Annotated in this window: 12 protein-coding genes; 5 read left to right on the top strand and 7 right to left on the bottom strand. The window is 73.2% G+C overall.

Annotation, left to right across the window (positions count from 1 at the left end; genetic code table 11):
* Window positions 1-2: 2 nt before the first annotated feature.
* Window positions 3-338, top strand: a complete 336-nt coding sequence (locus ABT352_RS37035) for an STAS domain-containing protein (RefSeq protein ID WP_350949706.1) — start codon at window positions 3-5, stop codon at window positions 336-338.
* 114 nt (window positions 339-452) lie between these two features.
* Complete coding sequence (locus ABT352_RS37030; RefSeq protein ID WP_350949705.1) at window positions 453-1,229, top strand: ArsR/SmtB family transcription factor; 777 nt, start codon at window positions 453-455, stop codon at window positions 1,227-1,229.
* On the opposite strand, the gene recD2 is transcribed toward ABT352_RS37030, so the two are convergent.
* Window positions 1,204-3,420: an SF1B family DNA helicase RecD2 gene (recD2, locus tag ABT352_RS37025; protein WP_350949704.1), complete on the bottom strand. Its 2,217-nt coding sequence runs from the start codon at window positions 3,418-3,420 to the stop codon at window positions 1,204-1,206. The two genes, ABT352_RS37030 and recD2, sit on opposite strands and share 26 nt — an antisense overlap.
* 366 nt (window positions 3,421-3,786) lie before the next feature.
* Between recD2 and ABT352_RS37020 the strand changes: the two genes are divergently transcribed.
* Together ABT352_RS37020 and ABT352_RS37015 are read left to right on the top strand one after the other, a co-directional pair.
* Window positions 3,787-4,788, top strand: a complete 1,002-nt coding sequence (locus tag ABT352_RS37020; protein ID WP_350949703.1) for a DUF4394 domain-containing protein — start codon at window positions 3,787-3,789, stop codon at window positions 4,786-4,788.
* A gap of 394 nt (window positions 4,789-5,182) precedes the next feature.
* Window positions 5,183-5,920, top strand: a complete 738-nt coding sequence (locus tag ABT352_RS37015; RefSeq protein WP_350949702.1) for a sulfite exporter TauE/SafE family protein — start codon at window positions 5,183-5,185, stop codon at window positions 5,918-5,920.
* Here ABT352_RS37015 and ABT352_RS37010 read toward each other — a convergent pair.
* The 5 genes from ABT352_RS37010 to ABT352_RS36990 form a co-directional block, all read right to left on the bottom strand.
* On the bottom strand, window positions 5,909-6,679 hold the full coding sequence (locus tag ABT352_RS37010) for a glycosyltransferase family 2 protein (protein WP_350949701.1): 771 nt from the start codon (window positions 6,677-6,679) through the stop codon (window positions 5,909-5,911). The two genes, ABT352_RS37015 and ABT352_RS37010, sit on opposite strands and share 12 nt — an antisense overlap.
* Window positions 6,676-7,311 carry a class I SAM-dependent methyltransferase gene (locus tag ABT352_RS37005; protein WP_350949700.1) on the bottom strand — a complete coding sequence of 212 codons (636 nt, stop codon included), beginning with the start codon at window positions 7,309-7,311 and terminating at the stop codon, window positions 6,676-6,678. The genes ABT352_RS37010 and ABT352_RS37005 overlap by 4 nt, the downstream gene beginning before the upstream one ends.
* Window positions 7,312-7,360: 49 nt before the next feature.
* Window positions 7,361-8,128, bottom strand: coding sequence for a PIG-L deacetylase family protein (locus ABT352_RS37000; protein ID WP_350949699.1), 768 nt, complete (start codon window positions 8,126-8,128; stop codon window positions 7,361-7,363).
* Window positions 8,125-9,105, bottom strand: a complete 981-nt coding sequence (locus ABT352_RS36995) for an acyl-CoA dehydrogenase family protein (RefSeq protein WP_350949698.1) — start codon at window positions 9,103-9,105, stop codon at window positions 8,125-8,127. Before ABT352_RS36995 ends, ABT352_RS37000 begins: the two co-directional genes overlap by 4 nt.
* A gap of 191 nt (window positions 9,106-9,296) precedes the next feature.
* On the bottom strand, window positions 9,297-10,067 hold the full coding sequence (locus ABT352_RS36990; RefSeq protein ID WP_350949697.1) for an SDR family NAD(P)-dependent oxidoreductase: 771 nt from the start codon (window positions 10,065-10,067) through the stop codon (window positions 9,297-9,299).
* 222 nt (window positions 10,068-10,289) lie between these two features.
* Here ABT352_RS36990 and ABT352_RS36985 point away from each other — a divergent pair, with 222 nt between their 5' ends.
* A complete protein-coding gene (locus ABT352_RS36985; protein WP_350949696.1) occupies window positions 10,290-11,288 on the top strand; it encodes a LacI family DNA-binding transcriptional regulator in 999 nt (332 codons plus the stop codon).
* 15 nt (window positions 11,289-11,303) lie between these two features.
* On the opposite strand, the gene ABT352_RS36980 is transcribed toward ABT352_RS36985, so the two are convergent.
* Window positions 11,304-11,987 (bottom strand): TioE family transcriptional regulator, encoded by a 684-nt coding sequence (locus tag ABT352_RS36980; RefSeq protein ID WP_350949695.1) that lies wholly within the window; start codon window positions 11,985-11,987, stop codon window positions 11,304-11,306.
* Between the last annotated feature and the right edge of the window lie 71 nt (window positions 11,988-12,058).

Below are 12,058 nucleotides of genomic sequence, written 5' to 3'. Positions count from 1 at the left end.
TGATGTTCGACAAGACCCCGTTGCGTACCGAGGTGCGCACCACCGCTGCGGACACCACCCTGCTCGTCCTCAGCGGTGACCTCGACTACGACACGGCCCCTGAGCTCTTCGGTTTCGCGCGAGAGCTGCTGTCGGGACAGATGCGCAACCTCGATCTGGACCTGTCGGGTCTGGAGTTCATCGACTCCTCGGGGGTGGCGGCGCTGATCAACGTCTACAACTCCGCGGGCGAGCACGACATCGCCATGCGCATCGTCGCCCTCACCCCCTACCTGCGCCATCTGCTGCGGGTCACCGCCTTGGACCGGGTCTTCCGGCTTCCCCAGGAGCAGGAGTGAGCGCCGGCGACCGCCACTAGAGCACCGAAGGCCACCGAAGGCCACCGAAGGCCACGGAGGGCCACGGAGAAGGCTTCTGCCGGCGCCGAAGCGGTGCCGGCCGATGATGGGGACATGACACCTGCCATGACGCCGGGCGGGCCGGTGCCGCTGGCCGCGCTGGCGGCCCTGCTCGCCGACGCCACCCGTGCCACGTTCTGCCTGGCCCTGCTGGACGGGCGCGCCTGGAGCGCCGGGGAGCTGGCCGCTCACGCCGGGGTCGCCGCCTCCACCGCCAGCGAGCACCTGTCGCGGCTCGTCGCCGGTGGGTTGCTGGCCGAACAGCGCCGGGGACGCCGGCGCTACGTGCGCCTGGCCGGGCCGCGGGTGGCCCAGCTCATCGAGGATCTGGCCTCCCACGCGGCCCACACCGGCCCCGGGGGCGGGCCCCGGCCCGCGACGCTGCGCGCTGTGAGCGCGGCCCGCGCGCTGGCTGAGGCCCGCACCTGTTATGACCACCTGGCCGGGCGGCTCGGCGTGACGATCACCGACGCGCTCACCGCGCGCGGCCTGCTGCGCCAGGACGCCGGGTTCGCGCTCAGCGACGAGGGATTGTCGTGGTTCGCCGTCGAGCTGGGGGCGCCGCTGCCCGGCGGCGGGCGCCGCCCCCAGGCCCGGCCCTGCCTGGACTGGACCGAACGCCGCCCCCATCTGGCCGGCAGCGCCGGGGCCGTGCTGTGCACGACCGTGCTGGAGCGTGGCTGGGTCGTCCGCATCGGCTCAGGGCGCGCCGTGGCCGTCACCGGCGCCGGGGGCGAGGCCCTGGAACGCCTGCTGGGCCTCACCGCCTGGGCGAGCGCCGCGGCGCCGCGGCCGCAGGAGGTGCTCAGCGCACGCGCAGGCGGTGGGTGAGGCTGGTGTGGCGGCGCCCGGCGCCCCGGGTGCGTACCGCCTGGGCGAGCGCGCGGCGCGAGCCGACGATGACGACGAGCCTCTTGGCCCGGGTGATCGCGGTGTAGAGGAGGTTGCGCTGCAGCATCATCCACGCGCTGGTCGACAACGGGATGACCACCGCCGGGTACTCGCTGCCCTGGGATCGGTGGATCGACACCGCGTAGGCGTGGGTCAGCTCGTCCAGCTCGTCGAAGGCGTACTCGACGTTCTCGTCCTCGTCGGTCAGCACGGTCAGCTTGTGCTCGTCGGGCCTGATGTCGACCACCGTGCCCACGGTGCCGTTGAACACCCCCGCCGCGCCTTTCTCGTAGTTGTTGCGCAGCTGGGTGACCTTGTCGCCGACCCGGAAGACCCGCCCACCGTAGCGGCGCTCGGGCATGCCCTCCCGGAAGGGGGTGAGCGCCTCCTGCAGCGCGTTGTTGAGGTTGCCGGCCCCGGCCGGGCCCCGGTGCATCGGGGAGAGGACCTGTACGTCGCGGCGCGGGTTGAGGCCGAACCGGCGCGGGATGCGGTTGGCGACCACGTCGACGGTCAGCGCCGCGATCTCCTCGGGCTCCTCGCAGGGAAACAGGAAGAAGTCGTTCATGCCCTCCAGCGCCGGGGGCAGGCCGGTGTTGATGCGGTGGGCGTTGACGACCACCCCCGACTCCTGGGCCTGGCGGAAGATGTGGGTCAGCCGCACCCGGGGGATCTCCTGCTCGGCGGCGAGCAGGTCGCGCAGCACCTCACCGGCGCCGACCGAGGGCAGCTGGTCGACGTCTCCGACGAAGAGCAGGTGTGTGCCCGGCGCCACGGCCTTGACCAGCTTGTTGGCCAGCAGCAGGTCCAGCATCGAGGCCTCGTCGACCACGACCAGGTCGGCGTCCAGGGGGTTGTCGCGGTCGAAGGTGGCCTCCCCGCCGGGACGCAGCTGCAGCAGCCGGTGCACGGTGGTGGCCTCGTGGCCGGTCAGCTCCGCCAGGCGCTTGGCCGCCCTGCCGGTGGGCGCGGCCAAGATGACCTTGGCCTTCTTGGCGCGGGCCAGGGTGACGATGGAGCGCACGGTGAAGCTCTTGCCGCAGCCGGGGCCGCCGGTCAGCACCGCGACCTTCTCGGTCAGCGCCAGCCGTACCGACTGGGCCTGCTCCTCGGCGAGGTCGGCGCCGGTCTTGGTCCGCAGCCACCTCAGCGCCGCGTCCCAGTCGACGCCGGCGAAGGCGCCCAGCCGATCGTGCTCGCAGGCCAGCAGGGAACGCAGCGCGCCGGCCAGGGACAGCTCGGCGCGGTGGAAGGGCACCAGGTAGACCGCGGGGACGCCGGTGTCGCCGACCGGGACCTCCTCGCGGACCACGCCCTCCTCGGCGATGAGCTCCTCCAGGCAGCGGGCGGTGAGCTCGGCGGGAACCTCCAAGATCTTCACCGCGTCGCCGACGAGGTTGGGTGCCGGCAGGTAGCAGTGGCCGTCGTCGGCGGCCTGCGACAGGGTGTAGCGCAGGCCCGCCTTGACGCGCTCGGGGCTGTCGTGCGGGATGCCCACGGCCTGGGCGATGGTGTCGGCGGTCTTGAAACCGATGCCCCACACGTCGTCGGCCAGCCGGTAGGGCTCGCTCTTGACGACGGTGATGGACTTGTCGCCGTACTGCTTGAAGATGCGGACCGCGATGGAGGTGGACACGCCGACCCCCTGCAGGAAGATCATCACCTCTTTGATGATCTTCTGTTCCTCCCAGGCGACGCCGATCATCTTGGTCCGCTTGGGGCCGAGCCCGGGAACCTCCACCAGCCGCTCGGGGGTGGTCTCGATGACCTCCAGGGTGTCGACGCCGAAGTGGTCGACGATCCGCTCGGCCATCTTCGGCCCGATGCCCTTGATCAGCCCGGAGCCCAGATAGCGGCGGATGCCCTGGATGGTGGCGGGCAGCACGGTGGCGTAGGACCACACCTCGAACTGCTTGCCGTACTTGGGGTGGGAGGCCCAGCGCCCGGTCAGCCGCAGCGACTCACCGGGCTGGGCACCCAGCAGCGGCCCGACCACGGTCAGCAGATCGGCGCCGGAGCGGTCGGTGGCCACCCGGGCGATGGTGTAGCCCGTCTCCTCGTTGGCGTAGGTGATGCGCTCGAGCACGGCCGAGATCGACACGCCCGCGACTGCCCGTTGCTCCGGCTGCACGCCACCTCCTTCGCGCTGGATCGGCTGGATCCGCTCGCGCAAGTGTAGGACAGCCTTCGCGGCCGGAAGACGCGTGTTTCCCCGTCCTGACCGCCCCCCGCGCCGGGCCCGCCGGGAGGAAGTGGTCAGTGGCCCGCCGGATCGATGGGAGAGGCCGGTGGGGCGCGGGGCGGGGTTTCGCGGGTTTCGGCAGGCTCCGTCCGGGGGTGGGCGAGGTGGCTTGACCGCCGATCCCCGACACGCCGGTGGCCGGCCGCGCCTTTCACGTGCGCGTCGTCGCGGTGTGTGATGAAGTCTTCGCGATCTGCGACGACCTGGTCGCCGAACAGGCCGGTGCTCCGGTAGCCGGTCGCGAAGGAGAGGCACATGCGAAGGACACTCCTGGCCGCCGTGGTGGCGCTGAGCACGATGGCGGGCCCTGCGACAGGAGCCGCGACAGGCCCTGTCGCAGGCCGGGCGGCAGACACTGCGGCAGACACCACGGCGGGCGCTGTGAGCGGCGGTGCGCCGGGGACGGCCAGGCGCGGCCTCGACGTCATCGGGCTGACCGCCGACCGGCGCCTGGTGGGGTTCGAGATCCGCTCCCCCGGCCGTACCCGCGACCTCGGCAGGGTCCGCGGGCTCGCCGGTGACACCACCCTGGTCGGCATCGACTACCGGGTGCGCGACGGCAGGCTGTACGGCGTCGGCGACCAGGGCGGCGTCTACACGCTCAGCGGGCGCTCCAGGGCGGTCAAGGTCTCGCAGCTGAGCGTGCCGCTGAGCGGCGCCGGCTTCGGTGTCGACTTCGACCCCGCCACCGGCCGGCTGCGGGTGATCAGTGACACCGGGCAGAATCTGCGCCACAACCTCGACGATCCGCGGGGCGCTCCGGCGGCGGGACAGAGCGTGGCCGACGATCCGCTGACCCGCCCGCGGCCCGGACCCGATACCGACGTGCTCACCGCTTCGCAGGCCGGCTCCCCCGGCGGCCCGTTCCTGCCGCCGGCCGTCGCCGCGGTGGCCGCGACCGGCGTCACGGGCGCCGGGTACACCAACAACGACCTCAGCCCGGCCACCGCCACGACGCTCTTCGTCGTGGACACCACGGCCGCCCGGGTTTTGCTGCAGTCCCCGGCCAACACGGGCGTGCTGGTGGCGATCGGCAACCTGCGGGTGGCCGCGACCGGCGCGGCGGGCCTGGACGTGCACAGCTCCCTGCGCAACGGCGTCACCGTCTCCAACAGCGCCTTCGCCGCGCTGAGGGTCGGCGGGCGCTACGGGTTCTACGGCATCAACCTGCTCACCGGCGCCGTCAACTACAACTACGGCCTCTTTCCCGCCGACCGGCAGGTGTTCGACATCGCCATCCGGCCCGACCGTGGCTGACCAGCGCGCGGGGAGGCGCTGAAAGGTGCTCGTCTGACGGCCCACCGCCCCGGCCGTCGGCGAGCGTCACGGTCCGGGCTGCGGGACGCGCCTGAGCACCCCGAACCGCAGGTCCGCGAACTCGTTCGCCGCGGTCAGGGCGCGCCGGGCGGGGAAGGGTTCGCCGCGGCGTCCGCGAAAGGCGAGCAGCCGGACGCGAAGACGGCGGTGACCGCGGCCGGCCCGGCCTCGGGGATGGCCGGCGCTTTGAGCGGGCAGTTCGATCACCGGAGCCGCCCGCACCGCTGTGACCAGTGGATATCTCCCTCGGCGACCCCTTCCGCCGTGTTCGATTGCCACCCGTTGTACGGTCATCTGTGACCTCATATCCCCTTTCCTCCCGTCGGCGAGGCTGATGCCCTCCCTCGACGTCGTCCAGTGGGTGGTCCTGCTGGCCGCCCTGTTCCTGGTGGGCTTCTCCAAGACCGGTGTCTCCGGTACCGGGATGGTGGCGATCGCCCTGTTCGCGCTCGTGCTGCCGACCAAGCAGTCGACGGGCACCCTGTTGCCGCTGCTGCTCGTCGGCGACCTGGTCGCCGTGGCCTCCTACCGGCGGCACGCCGACTGGCCGAGGCTGATCAGGTTGTTCCCATGGGTCGCCCTGGGCGTGGTCGCCGGGGCGGTGGTGGTGCGCTGGGTCGACGACACGCAGATGAGACGGCTCATCGGGGCGATCCTGGTGGTGATCATCGCGGTGCACCTGTGGAACCGGCGCCAGGCGCCGCAGGACTCACTCGCCCACCGTCCCCCGGTGGCCGCCCTGGCGGGCGTCTTCGCGGGTTTCGCCACCATGACGGCGAACGCGGCCGGCCCCATCATGGCCGTCTACCTTCTGGCGGCGGGCCTGCCGATGCTGGGCTTCTTGGGCACCAGCGCCTGGTTCTTCCTGACGATCAACGCCTTCAAGGTGCCCTTCAGCGTCGCGCTGGGCCTCATCACCCCCTCCGGCCTCGTCTTCGCCGCGCTGGGCACCCCGGCGGTCCTGGCCGGGGCCGCGGTCGGGCGCGCGGTCATCAGCCGCATCGACCGCACCCTGTTCGAGTGGCTCACGCTGGGGCTCACGCTGCTGGCCGCGGTACGCCTACTGCTGTGAGACCTGCTGTGAGACGGTGTCGGCTTCGAGCCGGGCGAGGAAGTGGCCGAAGCCGTCCGGCGCCCGCGGGTCGCGGCGTGCCGAGGTCACCACGCTCACCCCGGTGGTGCGCAGGACCCGCCGGCCGGCCGACTCCAGGGCACCGACCAGGGCCCGGTCCTCACCGGTCGCCACCGGGCCGAACCCGCCGACGGCCAGGTAGGCGGCGGCGGTGACGCCGAGGTTGGCGCCGTGCACGTGCGGATGCCACCGCGCGCCGTCGCCTCTCCTGGCGGCGGCGTTCCCGCCGCTCGCCGGCGTCAGGCTCGTCGGCGTCGCGGCGTAGCTCTGGGCGTAGGCCAGGTGGAGGGGCGGCGGGTAGCCGGACCAGTCGGTGACCGTCACGGTGCCGACGACGGCCTCCCAGCCCTGGGCGGCGTGCCTGAGCTGGCGGCTGAGCCAGCAGGGCGGGACCAGGGTGTCGGCGTCGGTGGTGGCGACCCAGACGGTGGCCGGGTCCAGGGCGCGGGTCTGCCGCAACAGCACCCGGGTACCCGCCAGCCGCGCCCGCCCGACGTTGGTCATGGCGCCCTCGACGACGGTCGCACCGGCCCGCGCGGCCAGGAGCGCCGTACGGTCGGTGCAGGTGTCGGCGACGACGATCAGGTGGAACGCCACGCCGGGAACCATGCGCCCGGCCAGCTTCACCGAGGCCAGGCAGGCGGGCAGCAGTTTCTCCTCGTCGCGGGCGGGCACCACGACTCCGACGGCCTGGATCACACAAGTCCCTCGGCCTCGGCCACCGAGCGGGCCCCGGGGCCGGACAGGTAGACCTCGGCGAGGAAATCCGGTTCACGATGGTCGACAAGACGCCTCAGCCCCGCCCGCCCGGCAAGGGCCGCCAGGGCGCGGTGCGCGTCTTCGCCGCCGCGCGGATACTCCGCGACGGGATGCCTCCAGTGCACCGCGAGCAGGGTGCCCCCGGGGCTCAGCGCGCCGACCGCCAGGTCGAGCACCCGCTCCAAGTCCGCGTCGCCGAAGTAGTAGAGCACCTCCGACAGCACGACGAGGTCGAACCTCCCCTCGTCGGTGGGCCACTCCTGGGGCAGGACGCGCCGCTGCACCCGCGTCCCCGGGTGGGCGGCGGTGCGCCGCGAGGCCGCCTCGACCGCGGCGAAGGACAGGTCGCAGGCGAGCAGCCGCTCACAGCGCGGGGCGAGCAGGGCGGTGAACACCCCGATGGAGCAGCCGGCCTCGAAGGCGTCGCGGTAGCGGCGCGCGGGCAGCAGCGCGGCACTGATGGCGTACTTGCGCTCCTCGTACCAGCGGGAGGTGAATCCCCACGGGTCGGGTGAGGCCGAGTACATCTCCTCGAAGTACTGCGGCCCGAGCGTCTTGGGGCGGGACGTCATCGGACACCTCCGGCGTGGGGTCCGGTGGACTGCGGCGGTGGAAGGGATGTCAACGAAAGAGCACCTCGTACTCGCGGGTGAAGTGGGCGACGATGCCGGGGGGCAGCACCGCCTCCAGGCCGGCGGCGCGGGGTTCCAGCTGGCTGGCGAAACAGCCGATGGCCTCCCGTTTGCGGGCCAGGACCGCCGGCGGCAGGCAGATCCGCGACGCCCGCTCCCAGGGCAGCCGCCCGTCGCCGGGCCTGGCCCAGTGCCAGGCCCAGATCGGGTAGAAGTAGGGGCGCAACCCCGCGGCGGCCGCGGCCCTGCCGGCGGCCTCGTGGTCGGAGTGCGCGTCCGCCTCCCACGGGGCCAGGCACACCTGGAAGCCGGCCGAGGCCTCCTTCAGCGCCTGGGTGAGCTCGCCCTCGCGGGCCGCGAGAGCGGTGTCCGGCATGCCCAGCCGCACGATCTCGACGTCGCCGGCGCCCAGGGCCTCCAGCGCGGCCCCGGTCTCCCGCACCCGCCGCGCCGCCAGCGCCGCCGCGTCGGCGATGTCCGGATGGGAGGCCTCGCCGTCGGTGACGGCGACCAGGCGCAGCCGCACGCCCGAGGCCGCCAGCAGCGACAGCAGCCCGCCCACGCCCAGCACCTCGTCGTCGGGGTGGGCGGCGACCACCACCGCGCTGCGCCAGTTGTCGTGGGCGAGCGCCGAAAGCGCGCCGAGTCCCGGCCAGGCGCGCCACTCGGACTCGCGGGTGCCCGGGGCGTCGATGGGATTGGGGGGAAGGTCGTCCCCGGCGTCCCGCTCGGCGCGGTCGGCTCGTTCGGCGCTCACCATCGGGCTCCCTGCTCGGCGACGATCGCTCCCAGCGCGGCGAGGTCGCGTTCGGCGTGATGCTGGCGCAGGTAGACCGTGAGGTCGGCGACCCGGCGCCCGTGCGCGGCGTCGTGGCCGAGCGGCCCGGCGCCCAGCGCCCTGCCCACCCGCCCCATGACGTCGGTGGCCACGGCCTCCACCAGCGCCTTGAGCCGCAGGGAACGCGTTCTTCCCGCGTTCTTGAGGTCGCGTGGGTCGGCGTCGATCTCGTCGGCCGCCTCCTCCAAGGCGGCCTTCGCGGTCCGCAGCGCCACGTCGACCGCGCCCAGGTGGGCCAGGGCGTGCGGGCCGACCTCCCGCTCGGCCGCTGCGGCGAGCAACGCCTCGGCCACGCCTTTGGCCCCTCCGTACCAGCACGCGGCCACACCCGCGCCGCCCTGGTGGAAACCGGGCCTTCTGACATACCCCTCCACCGGCCCCACCGGCTCGCCCGCGACATCGTCGAAGCGGACGTCCAGGGTGTCACTGGCGGCCATTCCCGTCGCCGGCCAGCTGCCCTCCACCGGCCGCAGGTCCTCGGCCGCCACGGCGAACAGCCGGTGGCCGTCCGGAGTCTCGGCGGTCACCAGGGCGTGGGTGCACACCCGCGCTCCCGAGCAGTACCGTTTGGTCCCGCTCAGCCGCCATCCGGTGGCCACCGGACGCGCCGACAGGGACGGGCCGGGAGGCTGCGCGGCCCACACACCCCACCGGCTGCCGGCCGCCGGTGCGGGCCCGGCGAGTTCGGCGAGGATCGCGACGGCGTCGGTGTGCCCCTCGCACAGCCGCGCCAGCGACAGGTCCCGCCGGGCCAGCGCGGCCAGGGCCTCCCAGCGCAGCCTGGTCCGCCCGGCACCGGGCAGCGGAAGCTCCAGCCGTCCCGACTCCACCTCGGCGACGAATCCTCTTTCCACCTCGGCGCGCCAGGCAGCGCCGTCCTGCCGTTCCCCGTCCATGAATCCGGCCCTACCCTGCCGGAAGCGTTCATATCATTCCTGGTGAAAGGGGGTGTTCCGCCTCGGCGCGCTCGACGCCGGATCGCCCTATCGGGGCAGTGGTCGCTGGGCGCCCAGCGGCCGGGTGAGGAGGAGCGTCCCATCACCCGGGATCGGCGTGGGCCCGCACGGCGGCCGCCGTTGGCCGGAAATCATGACTCGGGATCGTGCGCGAGCACCGACCGGCCGCCGTCGACGGGCACGGTCGCGCCGGTGATGAAGCCGGCGTCGTCCGAGAGCAGGTAGACGATCGCGGCCGCGACCTCCGCGGAGCGCGCCACCCGGCCCAGCGGGTGCAACAGCGCCATCTGGCGCTGGATGCGGGCGGCCGCCGCGGGCTGCTGGGAGCCGAGGAAGTGCGCGTAGCGCTCGGTGTCCACCGAACCCGGCGCCACGACGTTGACGCGGATGCCGGACGGCCCGTACTCGACCGCGAGCGCACGGGTCATCCCCTCGACGGCCGCCTTGGCCGTCACGTACGGCAGGCAGCCGGGGACCGCCCGGCGCGCCTGGTGTGAGGAGAGGTTGACGATCGCCCCCGGTGTGCGGGCCGCGAGGAAGCGGCGGATCGCGGTGGCACAGCCGACGACGGCGGCGTCGAGGTTGGCCGCGATGAGCTCCAGCACGCGTGCGGTCGTGGCCGAGTGCAGGGAGGCGTCCCCGAACACGGCGGCGTTGTTGACCCAACCGGCGAGGGGGCCCGCGGCCTGCGCGGCGTCGGCGGCTCGCCGCGCCACGCTCTCGTCGGCCGCGTCGCCGACCACGCCGGCCAGGCGTGCGTCGGCGGAATGGCCCTGCGTCCAGGTCAGGGCCGCCGGATCGCGCTCGACGGCGACCACGACGGCGCCCTCGCCGAGCAGGCGCTCGACGACGGCCCTGCCGATGCCTCGGCCCCCTCCCGTCACCACGTACGAACGGCTCATGCCCTCTCCTTTGTTCGTCGATGCGCAGGCTCGCCAAGACCCTCGACATGACGCGGTCGTGCCCTGTGCCATCCGGGCACCGGCCGCGCAGCCGTTTCCCCACCATGAGACGGGGCCTCCGGCGAAAATGTCAAACGCTTCTATCGAAGCACTTCGATCCTTTCCGGCACTTGATACGATTCCTGCCGACGGCGAGAGCACGTCTCGCGGGAGGAGGGGCACGTGGCGGCCAGGACGACCATCTACGACGTCGCCACCGCGGCGGGCGTCAGCATCTCCACCGTCTCGCTCGCCCTCAACTCCCCGGCCCGGGTCAGTCAGGAGACCAGGCGCAAGGTCCTCCAGGCCGCGGACGCGCTCGGCTTCGTGCCCAAGCAGGACGCGATCGCCAAGGCGCGGCGAGGTGTGGGGCGCGTCGGCGTCATCGCGCCGTTCACCTCCTATCCGTCGGTCGCCCGGCGCCTGAACGGCATCCTGCGGGCCGTGGGCCACCGTCCCCTGGAAATCGTCCTGTTCGACCAGGAGTCGGCCGCGCAGAGCGCCTCCCCCCTGCTCGCCAGCCTGCCCATCACCGGACGCCTGGACGGGCTCGTCGTCATCAGTCTCACCCTGGACGAGGCGGTGGCCGGCCGCCTGAGCGGCATGCGGCTGCCGACGGTGCTGATCGACGTCCGCCACCCCCGCTTCGACTCCGTGCACACCGACGACGCCGTCGGCGGCCGGCTGGTGGCCGAACACCTGATCAGCCGTGGTCACCGCCGGTTCGGCTTCCTCGGCGAGACGCAGAGATCCGGCCTGTACCTCTCGCCCTCCCAGCAGCGCCTCGCCGGCTACCGCTCGGCCCTGGCCGAAGCGGGCCACCTTCTCCTCGACGGCGACGTGCGGCTGGCCGGACACGGCGTCGCACCGGCCCGCGCCGTCGCCAGGGAGCTGTTGTCGGCGCCGGATCGCCCCTCGGCCGTCTTCGCCGCCGACGACACCCTCGCGGCGGGAACACTGAGGGCCGCCCGCGACCTCGGCCTCACCGTCCCCGAGGACCTGGCGGTGGTCGGCTTCGACGACAGCGACCTGGCCGAGGCCCTGGAACTCACCACCGTGCGCCAGCCCTTGGAGGAGTCCGGCCGTGCCGCGATGGAACTTCTCATCCAACGCCTCGACCGGCCCGGCGCCGTCCGCGAGATGGCGTTGGGGCTGCAGCTGATCCCCCGTGACACGAGCTGACTCTCAAAGCCGCCTTCAGGCGTCGAGGGCCCGCAGGTAGGCGTCCAGTTCGGCGGCGCCCTTGAGCATGGCGCGGCCCCGGGCCGACAGGCGGGCGCGCCAGTCGCGCAACGTCGACTCCAGCGGGGCGACGCCTCCGGCGGAGCGGACCTGGGCGATCAGCGGGGCGATCTGCTCCAGAAGGTAGCCGCCGCGCCGCAGCTGGTGGACCAGCCGGACGTCGCGCACGTCGGCCGGACTGTAGACCCGGTAGCCCGTCCGCGGGTCGCGGCGCGGCTTGACCAGGCCTGCACCCTCCCATTTACGCAAGGTGGCGGGGCGGATGCCGAGCCTCCTGGCCAGGGGGCCGATGAAGGTGTCGCCGCGCTCCGGCGGCACCGGCGCCAGGTCACCCAGCGCGGCCTCGACGGCCTGCAGGGTGCGGCGGTCCTCCAGGAGCTGGCCATGGCTGTCGTCGATGAACCGCAGCGCCTCCTCGGTGGCACCCCGGTTGGCCGCCCGCATGATCGACGTGGCCCGCTGGTGGCCGTGCCCGGGCACCAGGGCGAGGAACGCGCGCAGGGCCTGGGCGTGCAACGGCGTGTAGCTGCGATAGCCGTGGACGCTGCGTCCGGCGGCGGGCAGGATGCCGGCCTCCTCGTAGTTTCTGATCGCCTGGGTGGACAGACCATGCTCGCGCGCCAGGTCCACCGGCCTCATGAATACACCATCGTTTGAAGGTCCGTCGCGACAACAGCGGGTAATTACCGCAAAAGTTTACACCGTGTGTT

Origin of the sequence: Streptosporangium sp. NPDC000563 (assembly GCF_040299985.1) — a bacterium.
Lineage (GTDB): Bacteria > Actinomycetota > Actinomycetes > Streptosporangiales > Streptosporangiaceae > Streptosporangium.
Note: the sequence above shows the minus strand (reverse complement) of the source record. Positions and strands in the feature narration are given on the sequence as shown.